Genomic DNA, 21,487 nt, shown 5'->3' with positions numbered 1-21,487 from the left:
ATGATTTATCAGTATTTTATCTATTTAATAATTGTTCTCTAAGTTTTGATTGCCCAGTTAGAAAACTATCTTTAATAACTTGTAATAATTCTACCATTTGCTTAGTTAGTCGTAGTTTAGAGATATTTATTGATATTCTTAATTTGCTACTTTAACTTTTTCTTTTGCCTCTCTACGTCTGGGAACTTCATAGGAATAAAAATCATAAGCCAACTTGGTATTGGGAAAAATTGCTCGTGCTTCTCGTTTTAAATCATCTAACTGAATCGGATTGCCAAAGGCATAACGTGGGCTAAAGTGAGTCAAGATTAATTTTTTTACACCTGCTAGCAAAGCTACTTGTGCTGCCATCGTACTAGTGGAGTGCATTTTTTCAAACGCCATTTCTGCATCTTGGTGGGCAAAAGTTGCTTCATGAATCAAAACATCAGCATCCTGGGCTAATTCTACCGCAGCATCACAAAATACTGTATCAGTACAGTAAACTACTTTACGTCCTATTTCTGGCTTACCGCAAAGATCCTTACCGCTGATCTTACGACCATCATCTAGAGTAACTACTAAACCTTGTTTGAGTTGACCGTAAATAGGACCTGGGCGAATTCCCAAGGCTTTTGCTTTGTCTAGATTAAACATCCCAGGACGATTTTTCTCGACAATGCGATAGCCGTGAGCAGGTACACGGTGTTTTAGCAGCTGACAGCTAACACTAAATTCATTGTCTTCATAGACTAATCCTGGTTTAACTGTATGAATATTTAACCGAGAACCAAAATTGATATAGGAGTATTTGGCTGTAGTCTGGAGATACTCTTTTAAACCTTCAGGACCGTAGATATCGATTGGTTGACCACTACCAGCTAAACCACAGCTAGCTATTAACCCCATTAAGCCAAAAGTATGGTCGCCGTGCATATGGGTAACAAAAATGCGCCGAATTTGAGAACTTTTAATGTCGCTTCGCTGTAGTTGATGCTGTGTTCCCTCACCGCAATCCAATAGCCACACTTCAGCGCGTTGGGGAAGTCGGAGAGCTACACTAGATACATTACGCGATCGCGTTGGAACTCCAGAACTGGTACCTAAAAAAGTTATTTCCACAGGGCTTTATCGTCAATTTAATCTCAGTCTACGATCATAGCAACTTAGATGCATATCTAGCAGTTTTAAATAGCTCTAAGCTTTAAGCTCTAAGCTCTAAGTTATCAGCTTTGGATCAATATCTTTTTGACTCCTCACCGCCCTAAAGAGTCGGTGATTCTGGTTTTTAGTTTTTAGTTTTTAGTTTTTAGTTTTTAGTTCAAATTGACTACTAATTACTAATTACTAATTACTAAAAGAAGTCTTCCTAGAAGAAAGAGGCTTTAAACCCAGAACGATGGTAATAGTTGACAACGGATGTCTGAGGGCTAAGTTACGTGAGTTAGACAAAACTAAAAACTCAGAAATTCATCGGTTTTTAGATGTCTTAATCTCTGATTATCTCTTGGAAAAAATCATAACTCCGAACTCCGAATTCCGAACTCCGAATTCACTTTAATCCTAGTTTTTTACGCAATTCTGTCGCGCCCATGAATAATAATGGCGTAACAACTAAACCAGTAATTATAAAGTGTAAGGGAAAGTGAAAATAGAAATACCAAAGAAGCAACACTCCATAGGTTGAATCCATATGATCAATGAAATAAAAAATTTTGCTGCTTTCATCTCCAGGGGGAATATCTAAGCGACGTTTGACAAAGGAATTTGGTAATTCTGAGAGGTTAAAAATAAGTCCTACTAATAAGCCAAATTCTAAAAGATTAAAATTAGAAAATAAAATTACATCTTGAGATAATCTCGGCAGCAATTTTTCAAGCAACTGTAATAGGAAAACGCTGGCGACCATAGCTAAGGGTAAGCTAACTAATCCACGCCACTTTTTATTCGCTCCAAACCATTGAGTTTGAATGGGAATATTTAATAATTGAAAAACACTAGTTTTCCATAAAAAAGCTTCAATTACACCAGCTAAAAATAAACCTATTGCTAGCCAAAGTAAATTTAAAGTATCTGGGATAAAAAACTGTATCCAATCCATCAGTAGCTCAAAATATTAGTGATTATCGATCAAAGATTTACGAAATATAATCTTATCTTCTCCCGCTTGATAAAATTCGCGAATTCGCGCTTCCTCTTCATAACCGCATTTACGATAAAACTTGCGAGTATCCTCAAAACTGGCTAACCCAGAAGTTTCTACTAGCAAAACTCGCTCTCCTCGCTTTGCTAAAACCTCCTCAATATAATTCATCATGGCAGTGCCAACACCTTGTCCTTGGTAGTCAGGATGGACAGCAATCAAATATAAATTCCAAGTTCCCTCGGTCATTTTCTCTGGGGCGTAGTAGGCGATCGCCACAGGCTTCTCATTTTCGTAAGTCAACCAAAACTCATTGATATCTTCCTTATGAAAATAGCCCGCTATCATCTCATCCAGCATATCTGGAGGAAACAAGTCATTAGCTTTAATTACTGTTTTTAAAGCGGGTAGATCATTTTGCCTGACAGGTCGAATATTTGTCTCTTTTTGCATAGTCATTTTTCAGGTTTTAATTCAGCAATTATGTATAAAGCCGCTCTAACTAACAATTAATCTAATCGCCAAATTAATCACTAAAAAACTGTCCCGCCAAATCAGTAATATCAGTATCAGGGATTTCTGACTGTTGCCAGTGTGCCACTGTATTTAAACTGCCATCGAGGAACATACTCTGACAGGCGCGACGTTGGATTTTTCCGCTAGAAGTTTTGGGGATGCTACCAGTTTTAAGTAGCGCTACAGCAAAGACATTGGCAAGGTTTTGTTCACCAACAGCAAGACGAATTGCGCCAATCACTTCTTCAGCGTTAAGATTGCGGAGGTCAGTACGATTAATCTCGTGAGCAATTACAAGTTGTTCTTCTCCATTCACTTCTATACTGAAGGCAGCACCATGATTGGGACGTAAGGCAGGATGACAACTTTCGACAGTTTCTTCAATGTGTTGGGGATAATGATTACGTCCCCAGAGAATCATCATATCTTTGATGCGCCCCGTAATATAAAGTTCTCCATCTTTAATAAAGCCTAGATCCCCCGTGCGAAGATAAGTTTGGTCAGGATTATTAGCTAAAGTAGCTTGAAAAGTGTTTTTAGTCTGTTCATCCCTTTGCCAATAGCCTAGAGCAATACCTTTACCTACTGTCCAAATTTCCCCAACGCCATCGCAAAGAGTTTTAGTTTCTGGATCGACAATAATAATTTCGTCTCCCAACCAAGAATAGCCACAACTAACCACAGCTTTAGCGTTGGGATGGTCTGGAGTTACGCTGACAACTTGATCTTCAGTCAAGGCTGTTTTATCTATATGGGTAATGATAGGTTGTTTTCGGGCATTTCCTCCTGTAATAAATAATGTCGCCTCAGCCATGCCATAGCAGGGATAAAAAGCTTCTTTTCTAAACCCGCAGGGCTGATATAGTTCTACAAATTTGGCTAAAGTTTCTGCCCGTACTGGTTCAGCACCAGCAAAAGCTACCTCCCAATTGCTTAAATCCAGACTAGCTCTTTGTTCATCAGTAACTTTTTGACACAGCAAATCGTAGGCAAAGTTAGGTCCACCACTAGTGGTAATTTGGTAACGAGACATTGCTTGTAACCAAAGAAAAGGCTTTTGTGCTAGGGCGATCGGGGACATTAAAACTGCGGGTAAACCTGTATACAAAGGCTGCATGACCCCACCAACTAGCCCCATATCATGAAACATTGGCAACCACATCAAAATTTTCGTCCGATCGTGGTGTCCAAAAGATTGATAAATTACTTCTGAGTTGTGTAGTACATTGCCATGGGTTATCATCACTCCTTTGGGCTGTCCTGTAGAACCAGAAGTGTATTGTAAATAGGCTAAAGTATTACTCGTAATATTTGGCTGTTGCCACTTGGCAGCTAAATCTAGATCAACTCGATCACTGGCAATCCAAGGTAATGCTTTCAGTTTTAGAGCCATACTTGGGTTGGCAATAAACTGTCCCTTGACCCGATCCGCAAATTCTTGAGTGGTTAATGCGATCGCTGCTTGACAATCGATAATCCGATCTTGATATTGATTGAGAGATTTAATATGTTGTCGAGGGTAGTCGGTGACGGCAATAACTCCAGCATAAAGACAACCTAAAAAGCTAGCAATAAATTCTAATCCGGCAGTGTAGGGATAAACCAATAAAGCACGATCGCCTGGTTTGACTTTGGTTAATAGTTGAACCGCGATCGCCCGTGCCTGTAGATCCAATTCTTGATAAGTACAGCTACCCGATTCATTTTCGCCGTCGGCTAGAAAAGTATAGGCAGTTTGGTTTGGTTGGTTTACCGATCTCTTAAGTAGAACATTTACTATGGTGGAATTATTTACCATTCGTTTACCATTCTTTAAACAATGACTGTAAGATTTCCCTATAATGTAGTCCAATAATGGAGGTAAGGTTAAATCGTGGGGAGTATAAAAATTGCAATAGTAGGTGTGGGGAACTGTGCCAGTTCTCTCATACAGGGAATTGAATATTATAAAGGCAAACAAGCATCAGAGGCGATCGGCTTAATGCATTGGGATATTGGAGGCTATAAACCCTACGATCTTCAGATAGTTGCCGCTTTTGATATTGACCAACGTAAGGTAGGAAAAGATGTTGCTGAGGCAATTTTCGCTCCTCCCAACTGTACTAAGGTTTTTTGCGACCATGTCCCCCAGACAGGGGTTCAGGTAGAGATGGGAGCCGTACTAGACGGAGTGGCACCACATATGAATGGTGCTGATGCCAAATATACCTTTATTATCAGCGATCGCCCAGAACAATCGAAGACTGATATTGTCAGTAGTCTCCAGAAATCAGGTGCAGAAGTTCTGGTTAACTATCTTCCTGTAGGCTCCCAAGAAGCAGTAGAGTTTTATGCTGAGTGCGCTTTGGATGCGGGAGTAGCTTTTGTCAACTGCATCCCCGTATTTATCGCTAGCCAGCCTCTCTGGGCAGATAAATTTAAACATCATCAGATTCCGATTATCGGCGATGACATCAAGTCTCAGTTTGGAGCAACTATTAGTCACCGTACCTTAGTCGATCTTTGTAAAAAGCGCGGTGTTAAGGTTGAGAGAACCTACCAATTGAATACTGGTGGTAATACTGATTTTCGTAATATGCTTGACCGTTCTCGCTTAGATTCTAAAAAAGAATCAAAAACCGAAGCGGTACAAGGAGTTATTGCTAAACGCTTAGAAGACGAAGATATACATGTTGGACCAAGTGATTATGTCCCTTGGCAAAAAGATAATAAAGTTGCTTTTATACGTATTGAAGGTAAATTATTTGGCGATGTACCGATGAATTTAGAAATGAGACTCTCGGTAGAAGATTCTCCAAATTCAGCAGGAGTCGTAATTGATGCTATTCGTTGTTGCAAGTTGGGCTTAGATCGTGGTATCGGTGGTGTTCTGACCGCTCCTTCAGCTTACTTTATGAAGCACCCACCTCAACAGTTTACCGATGATGAAGCTTATCAAATGACCGAAGCATTTATTAGCGAATAATCCCAATAGGTTTTTGAATTTTGTTTGACGTTGGTGATTTTAATCAATCGTCAATTTTAGTAGAGAAGTTAGAATTCATTTTATTGATGAATCTAACTTCTTTTTGTTTTATATATTATTGATTAATTACAAGTAGCTATACTCAATCAATAGGCTTCTTATATGATTTAAGTTTTTGGCTAAGACACATCATTCATCCTTTTTAGCTATCAGCTATCAGTTTTTAAGTAGGTGAGTGTAATTAAATATAAAATGCCTACGGAAGAGAACAGGGAACAGCGCGAAGTTGCGGTGGCGGGGTTCCCCCGCTTGTCCCAAAGGGATACCGCAAGCATAAGCAAACTTCGTAAGAAGGGAACAGGGAACAGGGAACAGCTTAATAGTATGGTTTTATAAATTATTCTGCCTACCTACTTAAATATCTAACATCAAAGTTGATCGTAGTTATTTGTCTCAACTAAAAAGTAAAACGATATTAAACATATGATTGTTAACCAGTTTACCAACTGAGCACATAATTGTTAACTAGTTTACCAAAAGTTGAAAATGAGAAGGAAAACGATTAGAATTCATGTTATTAATGAATCTAACTTTTTTTGTTTTATACATCATTGATTATTTATAAGTAGCCATACAAAATTAATAGTCTGATTAAACATCTAATTGTCAACTAGATCACGAAATAAACAGATAATTGTTAACTAGTTTACCAAGAGTTAAAAATGTAAGGTAAAAAGAATTATTCTTTTATTCAGGTAATAATTTTCTTGACTTGATTATTAATTATTAATAGCTTGACTTTTAATCAATCACGCTTAAAAGCAGAAATTAACTAATGGATGTAGTTGATTTTTTAAATGTATCAATTCACAATATTACTATCCATGAATTATTAACAGACTTGAATTACAATGGTGGTTTTGTTGTTACGCCAAACGTCGATCACTTAGTTCAAATACAGAGCGATCGCGAATTATTAAAGGCTTATTATTACTCCAATTATCGAGTTTGTGACAGCAAAATTTTGCAATATATTTCTTTTCTTTTAGGAAATCCGATTAAAGAGAAGATTTCGGGTTCAGATTTGTTTCCTGCCTTTTATGAATACAACAAATATAACGAAGATATTCGAATCTTTCTCTTAGGTGCTAAAGAAGGCGTTGCTCAACAGGCATTAGTTAATATTAATCAGAAAGTGGGACGAGATATTATTGTGGGTGCTTATTCCCCTTCATTTGGGTTTGAACAGAATGAACCAGAATGCCAAGCAATTGTTGAGCGCATTAACCATTCTGAAGCGACAGTCTTGGCCGTAGGAGTTGGCGCACCTAAACAAGAAAAATGGATTGCAAAGTATCGGCAACGATTACACAAGATAAAAATTTTTTTAGCTATTGGTGCCACAATTGACTTTGAAGCGGGAACCACGAAACGAGCGCCCAAGATAATGAGCGAAATTGGTTTGGAGTGGCTATATCGACTTTTTACCGAACCCAATCGACTCTGGAAAAGATATTTAGTTGATAGCCTACCTTTGTTATGGCTAGTAAGCAAACAGAAAATCAATCAATATAGATTTCCTCATCATTTGCAAACAGAATATTTACCTTTAGGGGAAATTTTACAACAGGCAGGTTTACTTTCGCCTCAAGACATCAGACAAGCATTAAAAATTCAAGAGAAAGATAATAATTATCGATTTGGTGAAATTTTAATCAATCAAGGACGACTAAAGCCTGAAACAGTGAATTTCTTTGTAAATTATTTACCTCAGTTAGTTTATCAAGCTAATAAGCTGCGGCTGGGAGATTATTTAAATAGTGCTGGTTTACTTAACCTTGAACAAATATCAGAAACTATACAACAACAATCTCTGACTAAGCGTAAATTTGGTGAAATTGTTATACAGAAAGGTTGGGTTAATCCCAAAACTGTTAATTGGTTTGTTAATTTACAAAATGATTAAATTTAACTGCACTTCAATAGTATGGCTATAATATTAGATATTTTAAGTAACAGCTAGCTAAAATTTTGGCAAACTAGCTAGCTGCAGATTAGTTTCATCTCACTTTCAAACTATTAAACTTTTAAGGGACTAAAAGTTTAATAGTTTTTTTCATTGGCAAAATAAGCCCAAGTTCCAATACTGACAGCTAATAGATAGCCGAGTATAAGAACCGTAATCAAAGCGATCGCATCAGGTGATAAAGTCATAGTTAAACCTCCTTATGAACTTACATTCACAACCTAACAACTATGTCAACAATCATCAACAAATATTAATGATCCCTGCGGATTGTTACAAATAGCAATAGAAAATTCAGATTTGGTATCCAGTAAATCTTCCAGCCAAATATGCTACTAATGCCTTAATTACTTGTTTCTGTCTAGGTAATTGGGTAGAGAAAATATAGGTGATTATGAAAAAATAAAACCTAGTTGGGAAAATTATGAGAAAAAAATAAAGCTTTGACGGTTAGCTTTTGACTGACAAACAATAAATATGTCTTAATGTAGACTACAACAACATAAATCTGTATTCAAACTTAAAAATCGTCTTAAGTTATCAAATCCAGACAAGGCGACTACTGTTAATGGGGGCAAGAAACTATACAATTAATCGCTAGCAGTATAAGTTAGGCACAAGACAGAGTAATATGCCCCGTCGCGACGATCTCCGCAAAATCTTACTTCTTGGTTCGGGTCCCATTGTGATTGGACAAGCCTGTGAATTTGACTATTCTGGAACACAGGCTTGTAAAGCTTTACGAGAAGAAGGATATGAAGTTGTTTTGGTCAATTCCAATCCCGCTTCGATTATGACCGATCCTGAAATGGCAAATCGCACCTATATTGAACCCTTAACTCCTGAAATGGTTGAGAAGGTAATTATTCAGGAACAGCCCGACGCTTTGTTACCCACTATGGGGGGGCAAACTGCTTTAAATGTGGCAGTGTCTTTAGCTAAAAGTGGAGTATTGGCTAAATATGGCGTAGAACTGATTGGAGCAAAGTTACCCGCTATAGAAAAAGCGGAAGATCGTCTGCTATTCAAAGAGGCGATGGAGAAAATTGGAATTCCCATGTGTCCTTCGGGTATTGCAAATAACATAGAAGAAGCGAAAAAAATTGCTCTAGAAATTGGCAGTTATCCCTTAATTATTCGTCCTGCATTTACGCTGGGAGGAACAGGGGGAGGGATTGCCTACAATCAAGAAGAATATGAGCAGATTTCGGCAGCAGGTCTAGATGCTTCTCCTGTTAGTCAAATTCTAGTTGATAAATCTCTTTTGGGTTGGAAAGAATACGAACTAGAAGTTATGCGAGATCTAGCAGATAATGTCGTGATTATCTGTTCCATTGAAAATATTGATCCGATGGGGGTTCATACAGGAGACTCGATTACAGTTGCTCCTGCCCAAACTCTAACCGATAAAGAATATCAGCGTTTACGGGATTATTCTCTGGCAATTATCCGTGAGATTGGGGTCGAAACAGGGGGATCGAATATTCAGTTTGCTGTAAATCCGATTAATGGCGAAGTGATTGTGATTGAGATGAATCCTCGGGTCTCTCGTTCTTCGGCACTAGCTTCTAAAGCCACAGGTTTTCCCATTGCCAAGTTTGCTGCCAAATTAGCAGTGGGCTATACCCTAGATGAAATTCCTAACGACATTACCCAAAAGACCCCTGCTTCTTTTGAGCCCACGATTGATTACGTTGTGACCAAAATTCCCCGTTTTGCCTTTGAAAAATTTCCTGGTACCCAACCAATACTCACCACACAGATGAAGTCTGTTGGCGAAGCGATGGCAATTGGCAGAACTTTTAACGAATCTTTCCAGAAAGCTCTGAGATCTCTTGAGACTGGTCGCTATGGTTTTGGTTGCGATCGCCAGGAAACTTTGCCTTCGATCCCTCATGTACGTTCTAGTCTAAGGACTCCCAATCCTGAAAGGGTTTTCAGTATTTATCAAGGGTTAAAGCTAGGGATGACTCCAGAGGAAATCCATGAGCTAACGGCAATTGATATGTGGTTTTTAGATAAAATGCAAGAGCTACTGCTGACTGAGAAGTTTCTTAAAGGTACTGCCCTCAATAAAATTTCATCGTCACAGATGCGCTACGTTAAGCAACAGGGATATAGCGATCGCCAAATTGCCTTTGCCACCAGAACCACTGAAGACGAAGTAAGGGCTTATCGTCAAGAATTAGGTATTTTACCTGTCTATAAATTAGTAGATACTTGTGCAGCGGAATTTGAAGCCTTTACTCCCTATTACTACTCCACCTACGAAGCAGGAGAGTCCGAAATTACTCCTTCAGATAAACCTAAAGTGATGATTTTGGGAGGGGGTCCCAATCGTATTGGGCAAGGAATTGAATTTGACTATTGTTGCTGTCATGCTGCCTATGCTCTGTCTGATGCAGGATACGAAACGATTATGGTTAACTCTAATCCCGAAACTGTTTCTACGGATTACGATACCAGCGATCGCCTGTACTTTGAACCTCTGACGAAAGAAGATGTGCTTAATATCATTGAAGCGGAAAACCCCGCAGGGATTATCGTCCAGTTTGGCGGACAAACTCCTCTTAAATTAGCTGTGCCTCTGCAAACTTATTTAGAAGATGGGGAGAAAAGTAAATCTCCAGTTACTAAAATTTGGGGGACATCACCCGATTCTATTGATGCAGCAGAAGATCGGGAAAGATTTGAGCAAATACTACGAGAATTAGATATTAGACAGCCACCTAACGGTATTGCCCGTAGCTATGAAGAATCCCTAAAAATTGCCAATCGTATTTCCTATCCTGTAGTAGTACGTCCTTCTTATGTTTTAGGGGGACGAGCCATGGAAATCGTCTATTCTGATGCCGATTTAAAACACTATATGACCTATGCAGTTCAGGTAGAACCAGATCATCCCATTTTGATTGATAAATTTCTCGAAAATGCGATCGAAGTGGATGTAGATGCTTTATGCGATCGAGGTGGCAAGGTAGTCATTGGCGGCATTATGGAACATATTGAACAGGCGGGAATACATTCAGGAGATTCTGCTTGTTCTATTCCCTATAATTCTCTACCAGAATCAGCGATCGCTACAATCCGAGACTGGACGCAAAAACTAGCTAAAGCCCTCAAGGTAGTGGGATTAATGAATATTCAGTATGCTGTTCAGGGAGAACAGGTATTTATCATTGAAGCTAATCCTCGTGCGTCTCGAACCGTTCCCTATGTATCTAAAGCGACTGGAGTTCCCTTAGCTAAAGTAGCGTCTTTAGTCATGTCTGGTGAAAGCTTAGAGTCTCAAGGAGTAACTAGCGAAACTATTCCCAAACATATTGCGGTAAAAGAGGCGGTCTTACCCTTTAATAAATTCACCAACACGGACACGCTCTTAGGACCAGAAATGCGTTCTACAGGCGAAGTAATGGGAATTGATAACGATTTCGGGAAAGCCTTTGCTAAAGCTGAAATTGGTGCAGGGGTAAATTTAGCCTTGTCAGGTACAGTGTTTGTCTCGATGAATGAACGAGATAAGCAAGCAATCGTACCTGTAGTGCAAGACTTTATTGATTTAGGCTTCAAAATAATTGCTACTGCGGGAACGCAAAAAGCCTTACAAGCTAATGGCATTCAAGATGTAGATCTAATACTCAAACTCCATGAAGGTCGACCTCATGTAGTAGACTCTATCAAAAACAATGAAATTCAATTAATTATCAATACTCCCACTGGAGAAGAATCCCAAACAGATGCTCAATTAATTCGACGGATGGCACTAGATTATAAACTGCCGATTATTACGACGATCGCTGGAGCCAAAGCTACCGTAGCAGCAATTCGTTCATTGCAATCTGAACCTTTAGAAGTTAAAGCACTGCAAGAATATCTTCAATGATTTAATTAGAGTTCGGCGTTCGTAGGGGCGAAGGGCAGTTCGCCCGACTAGAGTTTGGACTAATCTTTTTGGAGCAGTTTCTTTTGTCCATATTCCCAAAGAATAGGAGTCAATACTACCGCAATTACTAGTAGCAAGGCACCTACTCCAACTTGAGCAACCCAACTAACAATTTGCTCTAAAGCAACAACTTTACCCAAGAAATAAGACAGGCTAACAATCGTAGTTGCCCAGACAGCTGCTCCACCAAAATTACATAGTAAAAACTGCTTATAGGGCATTCGGGTAATGCCAGCCAGAGGACCTGCAAAAATTCTTAAGATAGTAATAAAACGACCAAAAAACACTGCTTTGACCGCGTTCTCACTGTAGCGGTCTTTAGCCTGTTCTAACTGTTGCTCTTGAATCCGAAAAATCCGTCCAATTCTTACTAAAAGCTGCCAGCCTCCAGTTCTACCAATCCAGTAACCAAAACTATCGCCTAAAACGGCACCAGCGATCGCTGTAGCCAAAACTAGTCCGTAGTTTAATTCACCACTACCTGCTAAAAAACCACCAACTATCACAATGGTTTCTCCAGGTAAGGGAATCCCGGTATTTTCCAAGGCAATTCCTACGAAGACCGCCCAGTAACCGTAGAGGCGAGCGACTTCTTGCAAAGTATCTAAAGTAAACAGCTCAAGTGACATTCAATGGCTTAACAAACATTAATGTTCTCTCTTATCTTGACGTGAATTGGGCAGAGGTGTCAATTATTACACTAAAGATAAATCTGTAGTTATTGTATTAAGTTGGAACAGCTTCACCAGGGCGTAGTTTTGACCATCTACCCATTTCCTCGACAAAACTTTGACAGCCAACTACATCCCATTCCATTTCAATAGTCTCGCCTTGGGTGCGGATATTGACGTTAATTGTGGGTTCAACTGGTTCAAAAGTTGGATTTTCAGTTAAATGAGGTTGTTGATGCTGGGTTTCCACTGCATTGTATGTTTCGCAACGATCGACATAACTACAGTTAATGCAAATACACATAGTTTTTCTCGCTAGGCTTCATGCTTTAATTGTTAATCTAGCTTAGACGGCAACCTGATTGAAAAATTAATTTATATAAATTTAAATGGCTGTTGAAGAAATAAAATCATATTTGGCTGCTGTAGATTTTCCCTGCGATGTAAATAATTTGCCAACCTCAGCTTATTTAGTCGGTGGCTCGGTGCGCGATGCTTTATTGCAACGTTACAAAATTCCTGTAGATTTAGATTTTGTTTTACCCGAAAAAGCCATTGCAACAGCTCAAAAAATGGCTAAGCTCTATCAAGCTGGGTTTGTAATTTTAGATCGGGAGCGGGAGATTGCTAGGGTCGTTTTTCCCCAGGGAACTCTAGACCTGGCTCTCCAAGAAGGGGGAAGCCTGGAAACAGATCTTCAAAGAAGAGACTTTACAATCAATGCGATCGCCTATAATATCCAATCACAACAACTTGTAGATCCTTTGGGAGGATTAGCCGATCTCAAGCAGGGGATCTTACGCATGGTTTCTGCAGCCAACTTGGAAGAAGATCCTTTAAGATTACTCAGAGCATTTAGACAGGCAGCTCAACTAAATTTCACGATTGAAGATCAGACCAGAAAAGCCATTAGCGATCGCGCGTTTTTATTAAAAACAATTGCTGCTGAGAGAGTTCAAGCAGAGTTAAATTATATTTTTGCTGCACCGCAAAGTAATAAATGGCTAGTGGAAGCAATTGAGTGTGGTTTATTACAGTTTTGGCTGCCCCATATTAATCAAGAGAAAATTGAGCAGTTAGAAGCAGTAGAAGATGCTCTGGAATTTTGTCTCAATTCGGGTTTGAAACTGGCAAATTTATCCATCTTAGCCAAGTTAGCAACCTTAGTCGCTTCAGAACCTACTTTGGCAGAAACCGAGTTAACTCAACTCAAATACTCTCGCGCTCAAATTAAAGCAGTAACCAAAACAGTCAAACATCTACCGCAATTGCAAGCCATGAATAACATGATGAGTTTGCGATCGCAATATTTTTGGTTCTTAGAAGTTAAAGACGTTTTTCCATTATTAATCGTTAGAGCGATCGCAACAGGAGTAGCAGAAGATATTTTCAATCCCTTGATTGAACGTTATCTTGACCCTACAGATCAAGTTGCCCATCCTCAGCCTTTGGTTACAGGTCACGACTTAATTCATAAATTAAACCTAAAGCCATCTCCAGTGATTGGCACATTGCTCACCGAAATTCAAATTGCTCAGATCGAATCAAAGATCTCCACACCACAACAAGCAATAGACTTTGCTGTCTTTATACTTGAATCAAGATAATTATTGATTTCTTGACCAAATTATTTTGATCCCTTATTGGCTAAATTGCAGTTATAGTTGCCCTGGAAAAATCCCTTAGATTTACCAGTCAATTTCGTCTTGAACAAAAAATAAGTTGTACCAGCGTCACCTTGTGTATAAACTGCAAAAACAACTGTTTTACTAAAAATATCAACTGATCTAACATATCCGTCACTTCAGCCTGTAGATTTTGGCTGATAGCTATCTGTAAAACAGTTTAACTATTAATCGTTATTTTTCCAGAACATAGCATTTGCTCTGATTCAATAACTAATTGTTCAATAGCGACATCTGTTCCCAATTCAATTTCTAATTGTTCTCCTAATTCAGAACTAACTGATTCACTAGTAATTTTAAGAGGAGATAAATCAAGAGTATGGTCATTAGTCAACCCTATTCCTGTGGATAAATTGATTTCTCTGACTTTACCCGTTGTATCTTGATATGTTCCCCTTAGATTTAAAGTTTCAGAAGCGATCGCAATACTGTGCCACTCAATTACTGAATCAACTATTTTTTCCGTTCTAGCGTCTGTTAGCTGTGCAGCTAAAATAATTTGCCAAAGATCACTTAGTCCACTTTGAAGTAAAGGAGAATCCAAAGAAGCTTGTAAATCCGCCGCATCCAATCCTAATTTAATGTCTACAATAATAGGCTCTAAGAGTTTGAACGGTTTCTTTTTTAGTACTTCGGGTAAATTAAAATTAATATTAATACCGTGAATTTCAATTTGGCGTAAGAAAAGTCCTTGATAGACTGCACGATTACAACATAAAAGCACTTGAGGGATATAGCCCTGAAGAATTTGACGATTTTTGCCCACAATTTTTACTTGCAAATCTTCTGCTTTTGTTACCTGCGATCGCAAATAAAATTTGATTGCGGTTGATAGTAACTTATTAATCACCAGATATATTACAAATTACGCTGATGGAATATTGAGTTAGGAATAGATAACAATTTTCTCTGGTCGACTGATACTTTATCATTTTTTTTGGGCAGAATATGAATAAGCTAATAACTTTGGGAGATTTGCTAAGTCTTTTATGTAAGATTAGTATTTACATTGCTGGTAGGAAAATCTCTCGATGACGGAAAGAGTCCAAAAAGTTTTATCTCAATGGGGTATTGCTTCTCGACGAAAAGCGGAAAAAATGATTTTAGCAGGAAGAGTTCTGATTAACGGTCAAACAGCTAGTTTGGGAGACAAAGTCGATTTACGTGTAGATGTTCTGCATATAGATGATAAAGAAATTAAAGCATCTAATCGTCCTCAATCTATCTATTTACTGTTAAACAAGCCTCCAGAGGTGGTTTCTACCTGTTCCGATCCCCAAAATCGCTCTACTGTAATCGATCTATTACCTAAAAACCTCAGACAAGGAACAGGAATTCATCCTGTGGGTAGACTTGATTTTTCTTCTAGTGGTGCTTTAATTTTGACAAATGATGGTGACTTAACTCTTGGCTTAACTCATCCCCGTTACCATTTACCCAAAACATATTTGGTGGAATTAGATCGTCCACCATCTAAAAAAGATTTGACTGTGTGGCGCCAAGGAGTCATGTTAGACCAAAGAAAAACTTTACCTGCCAAAATTAGAAGAGTTCAGACTAATAAATCTACTAAATCTACGACGATAGAAATAGTTTTGACTGAAGGTAGAAATCGGCAAATACGTCGTGTGGCCCAAAGGCTGGGTTATCAAGTTCTGAAGCTGCATCGTACAGCAATTGGTTCGATAACTTTAAATTCTATGAACAAGTTGGAACTTCCCCAGGGCAACTATAGACATTTGGAGCAAAAGGAAATTAACTTTCTCAAAAACTCTTTTAATCTAAAACCCTTTAAATTAGCTGCACAACCTGGGGACGCAGTTTATGAATAATAAAAATTTAAATTCTGCTCAACAACAACAGCTCGTAGAAATAGGTCTTAAACTAAATCAGGTTCGTACTGCTAAAAATATTTCTCTGGATACAGTATCAGCTAATACCCGGATTACTAAACGTCTACTAAAAGCCATAGAATCGGGAAATAGCGAGGAATTACCAGAACCATTTTATATTCGAGCATTAGTAGCAAAATTTGCTCAAGAGATTGGTGCAACAGGAATCGAATTTATTTTCCAATCTTCTAAAGATACTGAAGCGACAGAAAAAACTACAAAATCCCACACTGAACGCCGATATTGGCTTAATTTTCAATTAAGATCGCTTCATCTTTACTTGCTATATATTTTGCTAATAGTTGTTTCAGTCAAGATCATTACCTCTCTAGTAGAATCTCCCGTAATTATCAATCAAGTACCCGAGGAAAATCCCACTGCTAATTCTGAGGTACAGGAATCTGAAGCTACTGCGCAAATAAAACAGCCAGAATCGGCTCCCCAATTTGTTTCTCAATCCAATAATTCTGAGTCAGTAATAGTAGGAATTAATTTACAAGAGCGTTGCTGGTTAAAAGTTATGGTTGACGGGAAACTGGCTTTTGAGGGGACTCTCCCCAAAGGTACTCAGCGTCAATGGACAGGTGAAAAACAGGTGACAATTCGGGCAGGAAACGCAGGAGGGGTAGTAATCAGTTTTAATAATGAACAGCAAAAGATTTTAGGCGCACCAGGCGAAGTTGAAGAAATTACCTATACGGTCAATTAGCTCTAAGCTCTAAGCTCTAAGCTAAAAAAATTGGGTATTTTTTATAAGTTGAGATACTACGCTGTTGGTCAATCGGTTTTTAGCTCTCAGCTTTCAGCTATCAGCCATCGAATTTTAGGGAATGTTTTCTAGGTTTGACTGGATGACAAATATTAAATTGCCCACTTAGTAGTGGAGTATTGCTGTATAACTGATTATCATTTACTTATTCTTGGGGAAAATAGGTAGGTAAAATAATTATGAATACAGCATCTCAAGCGATTACTTTTGACTATATTACTCTTGAGTCACTACCTGAAGTGTGGCAGATCGCTGCCGATAAGTTTGGTGATACCATTGCTTTAAAAGATCCCCACGCTAAACCAGAAGTAGTAATTACTTATCAAGATTTATTGACTCAAATTCAACAATTTGCTGCTGGATTACAAATTTTAGGGATCAAGCCCCAAGATAAAGTTGCTCTGTTTGCCGATAATAGTCCTCGTTGGTTTATTGCCGATCAAGGAATTATGACTGCTGGAGGGGTAGATGTGGTACGTTCTTCGGGAGCTGAGCAGCAAGAACTAGCCTACATTTTGGAGCATAGCGATAGTACCAGTCTTGTAGTTGAAAATTTAAAAACTTTAGCTAAATTAGATCCTCAATTAGCAGATTTGCCCATTCAACTGATTGTTCTCTTGAGTGATGAAGTACCTGCTGAAGAACAGTCTATTAAAACTATTAATTTTCCACAATTGATGGAATTAGGTGCTAATAATTCATTGCAGCCAGTTCAGCAGTATAAAGATACCCTGGCAACATTACTTTATACTTCTGGGACTACGGGGCGACCAAAAGGAGTGATGTTAAGTCATGGTAATCTCTTACATCAAGTAAATTACGTTAAAACTGTCTTTCAACCTGAGCCGGGGGATGTTTTACTTTCGATTCTCCCTAGTTGGCATTCCTACGAACGAGCTGCGGAATATTTTTTCTTAGCCCACGGTGGTACTCAAATTTATACTAATATTCGTTTTTTTAAACAGGATTTGAAAGAATTCCGACCTACTTACATGGTTGGTGTGCCTCGCCTCTGGGAATCTCTTTATGATGGAGTGCAAAAGCTGTTGGGTGAACAATCTGAGTCCCAACAAAAGTTAGTGAAGTTGTTTCTCAAGCAGTCAGAACGCTACATCATGGCAAAACGGATTGCTAATGATACTAGCCTAGAACATTTTGATGCTTCTTCGATACAGCGATCGCTAGCCGACTTAAAAGCAGGAAGTCTTTATCCTCTCCATGCCCTAGCAGATAAATTGGTATATCGTAAAATTCGTGAGGGAGTAGGCAATATCAAGGCAGTTTGCAGTGGCGGTGGTTCTCTAGCTAAGTATCTCGATGATTTTTATGAAACCATCGGCGTTGACGTCTTTGTTGGCTATGGACTAACTGAAACTTCACCCATCACTAATGCTCGCACACCTAAGCACAATATTCGAGGTTCGGCAGGTCAACCTTTACCAGAAACCGAAATTAAAATTGTCGATCCCCAAACCCGCCAAGAACTTCCCCAGGGACAACGAGGATTAGTCTTAATCCGAGGTACTCAGGTGATGCAGGGCTACTATAAAAATCCTGAAGCTACAGCCAAGGCAATTGATCCCGAAGGTTGGTTTGATAGTGGGGACTTGGGTTTTGTTACGCCTGAAAATGATTTAGTGCTGACAGGACGAGCTAAAGATACGATTGTGTTAACCAATGGGGAAAATATTGAACCTCAGCCCATTGAAGATGCTTGTGTCCGAAGTATATATATTGACCAAATGATGTTGGTAGGGCAAGATCAGCGATCTCTTGGGGCATTAATTGTTCCTAACTTAGAAACCTTGCAACTGTGGATTACAGAGCAAAATCTCGATCTTAAGCTACCCAGTCAAGATAGCTCTCCCGAAGAAATCGCCCAGAGTAGTCTTAATCATAAAGCGATTGCCGATTTATATCGTGATGAGTTAAATCGTGAAGTGAAAAACCGTCCTGGCTACCGTGCAGATGACCGTATTACTAACTTTCGTCTGATCCCGCAACCCTTCTCCCAGGCTAATGGTATGATGACCCAAACTTTCAAAATTAAGCGTCCGATAGTTAGAGAAAAGTATCAAAATCTAATTAAGGAAATGTTCGCTGACTGAAAGCTGGAGACTATTTAATTTTTTAAAGTCAAATATTTTTCTTCCAAAATCAGTTTTTTAAGCTAAAACTAAAAAGATTAAAAATTCAGGAAGTAATCTAGTCTGACTAGAAATAGCTTGTAATTTTTAAGCTGCAATTAGACCCTAGAATTAATGAAGGAGCCGAGATCATGGATTACTCAAACGCTAGCTTGCTTTTAAAACGTCCAGTAACTGTTAAGGCCATTGTTACGGCTCAATGGAAAGAAGAAGTGTCTCAACAACTTCAAAAACAGGTTGCTCAGATCGATAAGCAAATGCAGCAGCTAGAAATGCAAGGAAAAAGAACCATTGAAGAGATTACTAAACAGGCAAAAGACCCCGCTGGCCCACAGGTAAAAAAACAAACTGAAAATATCCAAGGGCAGGTAAGTCAAAAAAAAGCCGAAATGCTGGAAAAGAAAAATCAATTGTTACAGCAGCTGCAACAAATACAGTTATTAGAGCTAAATAATGAAGTTATTCAAGCTCAAATGGAAAGCTTCTTTCGATTGGAAAAAGGAGATAACTTAGTCAAAAAACTAAATGTAGAAGTTGTTTTGCGAGATGGAGTAGTCGAGGAAATTCGTGGGGAACTTTAGATTTAGCAGCAAAACGTTACTTTCCTCAATAAATATACAAGTGCAGACTGTAAAAAACTTAAACCTTTCTAAATACTATTGTTTTCAGGAAACGATAACCTGAAAAATAGCAAAGAAAGTTGGTATGGATTGAGGAAACAAATTGAATACTAAAGCGATCGCCCAACCCCCTGCCAGAGTTATTTGTTTGGGGGAGGTGTTGTTTGATTGTCTCGCTAATGAATTGGGAAAGTCTGCATCGGAAATTACATCTTGGACTCCCTATCCAGGAGGAGCACCTGCCAATGTTGCCTGTGCTTTAGTTAAGCTAGGAACTTCCTCGGCGTTTATTGGCTGTGTAGGCAAAGATGTTCGAGGTCATGAACTAGTTCAACTACTACAATCTGTCGGAGTCAATATTGCTGGCATACAATACAATAGCCAAGTTCCCACCAGGCAAGTATATGTCACCCGGAGCATCAGCGGAGATCGCACTTTCGCCGGTTTTGGCGATAAGAGAGCAGATCAATTTGCAGATGCTTATCTTCAAGCTCAACATCTACCTCCAGAATTATTTTTAGAAGCCGAGTATTTAGTTTTGGGAACTCTAGAGCTAGCCTATCCTCAAAGTAGAGCAGCCGTTTTTCGAGCTCTAGAGCTAGCTGACGAATATCATCTGAAGATAGTTCTGGATGTCAACTGGCGACCGATGTTTTGGCGCAATGAGGAGGAAGTCTTACCACTAATTAATCAGCTGTGGCAGTATGTAGATTTTCTCAAGTTAGCAGAGGAAGAAGCCCAGTGGCTGTTTGATACTACCGATGCAGGAGCAATTTCTTACCGTCTTGGTTCTGTTGAGGGAGTTATTGTCAGTAACGGTGATGCTCAAGTTAGCTACTGTCTGAGCGATAATGAAGGCACAGTTGAGCCGATGAAAGTGTCGGTAAAAGATACTACTGGTGCGGGGGATGCTTTTTTAGCTGGCTTGATTCACCAATTATGTCAGCATAGTACGCAAAAGCTGCAAGATCCTCAATTGGCTCAGGAGATTATTCGATATGCCTGTGCAGTCGGGGGACTAACTACTACTAAACCTGGTGCGATCGCTGCTCAACCTAGTTCTGCCGAAGTTGCATCTTTCCTACAACAAAATTTGTGTTAGAAAATCATCAAAATATTAAGAGAGTCAGAGACTTGCCGTGTTTCGTCCTGACTCTCTAATTTTGTTCTCTCCTCACACGCTAGCAATTCTAATCAAGGTATTTGGGTTTGTCAATTTTTGTTGACTAGTTGACTAATTATGATGTATAGCTAAGAGTTTTATAATTCTGCCGGTGCGGCAATATTCAATTTCTCAACTAGTATTCTCTGTAGCCAATATTGAGCTAAGGCAATTAACCCTAAACGGGCGATCGCTTTTTGTGGCATGGTACGTTTAATATCTCCTAAAAAGCGACATTCAGCCTCGAAAATAGTCATCGTTTCGCTTAAATTAAGAGCCAACTTATACCAGTTTGTTATTTCACCGGCAAAAGAGTCGGTGACTATCAGTAACTGACGTAACAAGTCATATTCTGCTGCATGAGTTAGCCATAAATTTTCTGCTTTATCTAACCAAGATATTGATTTGGGTTGCTCTAAATGCCAAACTACTTTGTGAAAATCATCATTTTGGAGAGTGATTAATTTTTCTCTGGCTCCCAAACACAATAAAGAACAATACCGAGCATGGATATACTGCAGAGGAAAATAATTTGGGGCGTTTTTGGGTAGTTTATTATCCATCGTCCAAGTTGCGGTACCACTGTAATCTTTTGCTGACAATGTTTCCAGTAAGCTCGGTAATTTCTCTAACCATTTAGCTATAGCAGTGGACTCCAAATAGAAATTGATCCAACCAGGTTCAGCTATCTCAATCAGCAATTGGAGATTAGATTCTGAAGTAGTATGATTCTCATTTAAAGCCAACAAACTTACCAAATTTTTAGCAATTATTTGTGATGATAAGGAAGAGTATCGAGTTAAAAAAAAAGCAATAGAACAACTATATATAATTGGTGCCAATTGTAATTTAGATAAAACTGGGTGACTCTTGTTTTTCGATGACAATTTCCTCCGAGAAGAATGTAAAAGAATGATTTTGCGCTCAAGGATAGTATAAATAAACTCAAGATCGAGATTGAGATTTTTT

Annotated in this window: 19 protein-coding genes; 10 read left to right on the top strand and 9 right to left on the bottom strand. The window is 38.8% G+C overall.

The genetic code is table 11. The annotated features are described in order from the left end of the window. Window positions 1-138: 138 nt before the first annotated feature. From PLEUR7319_RS0113035 to PLEUR7319_RS0113020, 4 genes are all read right to left on the bottom strand, one after another. Entirely contained in the window at window positions 139-1,101 is a 963-nt protein-coding gene (locus PLEUR7319_RS0113035; RefSeq protein ID WP_019505673.1) for a ribonuclease Z, read from the bottom strand. A 430-nt stretch (window positions 1,102-1,531) separates the two neighbouring features. Further along, on the bottom strand, window positions 1,532-2,080 hold the full coding sequence (locus PLEUR7319_RS0113030; protein WP_019505672.1) for a CDP-archaeol synthase: 549 nt from the start codon (window positions 2,078-2,080) through the stop codon (window positions 1,532-1,534). A 15-nt stretch (window positions 2,081-2,095) separates the two neighbouring features. Next, a complete protein-coding gene (locus PLEUR7319_RS0113025) occupies window positions 2,096-2,581 on the bottom strand; it encodes a GNAT family N-acetyltransferase (RefSeq protein ID WP_019505671.1) in 486 nt (161 codons plus the stop codon). Window positions 2,582-2,648: 67 nt separating this feature from the next. Further along, window positions 2,649-4,436, bottom strand: coding sequence for a fatty acyl-AMP ligase (locus PLEUR7319_RS0113020; protein WP_019505670.1), 1,788 nt, complete (start codon window positions 4,434-4,436; stop codon window positions 2,649-2,651). Window positions 4,437-4,511: 75 nt separating this feature from the next. Here PLEUR7319_RS0113020 and PLEUR7319_RS0113015 point away from each other — a divergent pair, with 75 nt between their 5' ends. From PLEUR7319_RS0113015 to PLEUR7319_RS0113010, 3 genes are all read left to right on the top strand, one after another. Beyond that, window positions 4,512-5,603: an inositol-3-phosphate synthase gene (locus PLEUR7319_RS0113015; RefSeq protein ID WP_019505669.1), complete on the top strand. Its 1,092-nt coding sequence runs from the start codon at window positions 4,512-4,514 to the stop codon at window positions 5,601-5,603. A 252-nt stretch (window positions 5,604-5,855) separates the two neighbouring features. Then, window positions 5,856-5,999, top strand: coding sequence for a hypothetical protein (locus tag PLEUR7319_RS42660; protein WP_237743568.1), 144 nt, complete (start codon window positions 5,856-5,858; stop codon window positions 5,997-5,999). Between the two features lie 439 nt (window positions 6,000-6,438). Beyond that, entirely contained in the window at window positions 6,439-7,569 is a 1,131-nt protein-coding gene (locus PLEUR7319_RS0113010) for a WecB/TagA/CpsF family glycosyltransferase (RefSeq protein ID WP_019505668.1), read from the top strand. Window positions 7,570-7,706: 137 nt separating this feature from the next. On the opposite strand, the gene PLEUR7319_RS43495 is transcribed toward PLEUR7319_RS0113010, so the two are convergent. Next, entirely contained in the window at window positions 7,707-7,817 is a 111-nt protein-coding gene (locus PLEUR7319_RS43495) for a hypothetical protein (protein ID WP_019505667.1), read from the bottom strand. A gap of 443 nt (window positions 7,818-8,260) precedes the next feature. On the opposite strand from PLEUR7319_RS43495, the gene carB reads away from it, so the two are divergent. Further along, on the top strand, window positions 8,261-11,512 hold the full coding sequence (gene carB, locus PLEUR7319_RS0113000) for a carbamoyl-phosphate synthase large subunit (protein WP_019505666.1): 3,252 nt from the start codon (window positions 8,261-8,263) through the stop codon (window positions 11,510-11,512). 59 nt (window positions 11,513-11,571) lie between these two features. On the opposite strand, the gene PLEUR7319_RS0112995 is transcribed toward carB, so the two are convergent. Next, window positions 11,572-12,201 (bottom strand): DedA family protein, encoded by a 630-nt coding sequence (locus PLEUR7319_RS0112995; protein WP_019505665.1) that lies wholly within the window; start codon window positions 12,199-12,201, stop codon window positions 11,572-11,574. Window positions 12,202-12,298: 97 nt separating this feature from the next. After that, window positions 12,299-12,547 carry a Ycf34 family protein gene (locus tag PLEUR7319_RS0112990; protein WP_019505664.1) on the bottom strand — a complete coding sequence of 83 codons (249 nt, stop codon included), beginning with the start codon at window positions 12,545-12,547 and terminating at the stop codon, window positions 12,299-12,301. Window positions 12,548-12,632: 85 nt separating this feature from the next. Between PLEUR7319_RS0112990 and PLEUR7319_RS0112985 the strand changes: the two genes are divergently transcribed. Continuing rightward, window positions 12,633-13,850: a CCA tRNA nucleotidyltransferase gene (locus PLEUR7319_RS0112985; RefSeq protein ID WP_019505663.1), complete on the top strand. Its 1,218-nt coding sequence runs from the start codon at window positions 12,633-12,635 to the stop codon at window positions 13,848-13,850. A 238-nt stretch (window positions 13,851-14,088) separates the two neighbouring features. Here PLEUR7319_RS0112985 and PLEUR7319_RS0112980 read toward each other — a convergent pair whose 3' ends face one another. Then, a complete protein-coding gene (locus PLEUR7319_RS0112980; protein ID WP_019505662.1) occupies window positions 14,089-14,778 on the bottom strand; it encodes a DUF2993 domain-containing protein in 690 nt (229 codons plus the stop codon). Window positions 14,779-14,959: 181 nt separating this feature from the next. Here PLEUR7319_RS0112980 and PLEUR7319_RS0112975 point away from each other — a divergent pair, with 181 nt between their 5' ends. From PLEUR7319_RS0112975 to PLEUR7319_RS0112955, 5 genes are all read left to right on the top strand, one after another. Continuing rightward, window positions 14,960-15,760 carry a pseudouridine synthase gene (locus PLEUR7319_RS0112975; protein ID WP_019505661.1) on the top strand — a complete coding sequence of 267 codons (801 nt, stop codon included), beginning with the start codon at window positions 14,960-14,962 and terminating at the stop codon, window positions 15,758-15,760. Beyond that, on the top strand, window positions 15,753-16,529 hold the full coding sequence (locus PLEUR7319_RS0112970; protein ID WP_019505660.1) for a helix-turn-helix domain-containing protein: 777 nt from the start codon (window positions 15,753-15,755) through the stop codon (window positions 16,527-16,529). The genes PLEUR7319_RS0112975 and PLEUR7319_RS0112970 overlap by 8 nt, the downstream gene beginning before the upstream one ends. A 239-nt stretch (window positions 16,530-16,768) precedes the next feature. Continuing rightward, window positions 16,769-18,697, top strand: a complete 1,929-nt coding sequence (locus PLEUR7319_RS0112965; RefSeq protein ID WP_019505659.1) for a long-chain fatty acid--CoA ligase — start codon at window positions 16,769-16,771, stop codon at window positions 18,695-18,697. Between the two features lie 170 nt (window positions 18,698-18,867). Further along, window positions 18,868-19,317, top strand: a complete 450-nt coding sequence (locus PLEUR7319_RS0112960; RefSeq protein ID WP_019505658.1) for a YlqD family protein — start codon at window positions 18,868-18,870, stop codon at window positions 19,315-19,317. Between the two features lie 142 nt (window positions 19,318-19,459). Further along, window positions 19,460-20,458, top strand: coding sequence for a carbohydrate kinase (locus PLEUR7319_RS0112955; protein ID WP_019505657.1), 999 nt, complete (start codon window positions 19,460-19,462; stop codon window positions 20,456-20,458). Window positions 20,459-20,616: 158 nt separating this feature from the next. On the opposite strand, the gene PLEUR7319_RS42655 is transcribed toward PLEUR7319_RS0112955, so the two are convergent. After that, on the bottom strand, window positions 20,617-21,264 hold the full coding sequence (locus tag PLEUR7319_RS42655; protein WP_144054298.1) for a hypothetical protein: 648 nt from the start codon (window positions 21,262-21,264) through the stop codon (window positions 20,617-20,619). Window positions 21,265-21,487: the final 223 nt, after the last annotated feature.

Source organism: Pleurocapsa sp. PCC 7319 (assembly GCF_000332195.1).
Classification (GTDB): Bacteria; Cyanobacteriota; Cyanobacteriia; order Cyanobacteriales; family Xenococcaceae; genus Waterburya.
This window is presented reverse-complemented; position numbering and strand designations above follow the sequence as displayed.

What these genes read in the sequence shown, in the direction of transcription:
- PLEUR7319_RS0113030 (WP_019505672.1), bottom strand. Translation starts at nt 2,080, where the DNA reads ATGGATTGGATACAGTTTTTTATCCCAGATACTTTAAATTTACTTTGG.
- PLEUR7319_RS0113025 (WP_019505671.1), bottom strand. Translation starts at nt 2,581, where the DNA reads ATGACTATGCAAAAAGAGACAAATATTCGACCTGTCAGGCAAAATGAT.
- PLEUR7319_RS0113020 (WP_019505670.1), bottom strand. Translation starts at nt 4,436, where the DNA reads ATGGTAAATAATTCCACCATAGTAAATGTTCTACTTAAGAGATCGGTA.
- PLEUR7319_RS42660 (WP_237743568.1), top strand. Translation starts at nt 5,856, where the DNA reads ATGCCTACGGAAGAGAACAGGGAACAGCGCGAAGTTGCGGTGGCGGGG.
- PLEUR7319_RS0113010 (WP_019505668.1), top strand. Translation starts at nt 6,439, where the DNA reads ATGGATGTAGTTGATTTTTTAAATGTATCAATTCACAATATTACTATC.
- PLEUR7319_RS43495 (WP_019505667.1), bottom strand. Translation starts at nt 7,817, where the DNA reads ATGACTTTATCACCTGATGCGATCGCTTTGATTACGGTTCTTATACTC.
- carB (WP_019505666.1), top strand. Translation starts at nt 8,261, where the DNA reads ATGCCCCGTCGCGACGATCTCCGCAAAATCTTACTTCTTGGTTCGGGT.
- PLEUR7319_RS0112995 (WP_019505665.1), bottom strand. Translation starts at nt 12,201, where the DNA reads ATGTCACTTGAGCTGTTTACTTTAGATACTTTGCAAGAAGTCGCTCGC.
- PLEUR7319_RS0112990 (WP_019505664.1), bottom strand. Translation starts at nt 12,547, where the DNA reads ATGTGTATTTGCATTAACTGTAGTTATGTCGATCGTTGCGAAACATAC.
- PLEUR7319_RS0112985 (WP_019505663.1), top strand. Translation starts at nt 12,633, where the DNA reads ATGGCTGTTGAAGAAATAAAATCATATTTGGCTGCTGTAGATTTTCCC.
- PLEUR7319_RS0112975 (WP_019505661.1), top strand. Translation starts at nt 14,960, where the DNA reads ATGACGGAAAGAGTCCAAAAAGTTTTATCTCAATGGGGTATTGCTTCT.
- PLEUR7319_RS0112970 (WP_019505660.1), top strand. Translation starts at nt 15,753, where the DNA reads ATGAATAATAAAAATTTAAATTCTGCTCAACAACAACAGCTCGTAGAA.
- PLEUR7319_RS0112965 (WP_019505659.1), top strand. Translation starts at nt 16,769, where the DNA reads ATGAATACAGCATCTCAAGCGATTACTTTTGACTATATTACTCTTGAG.
- PLEUR7319_RS0112960 (WP_019505658.1), top strand. Translation starts at nt 18,868, where the DNA reads ATGGATTACTCAAACGCTAGCTTGCTTTTAAAACGTCCAGTAACTGTT.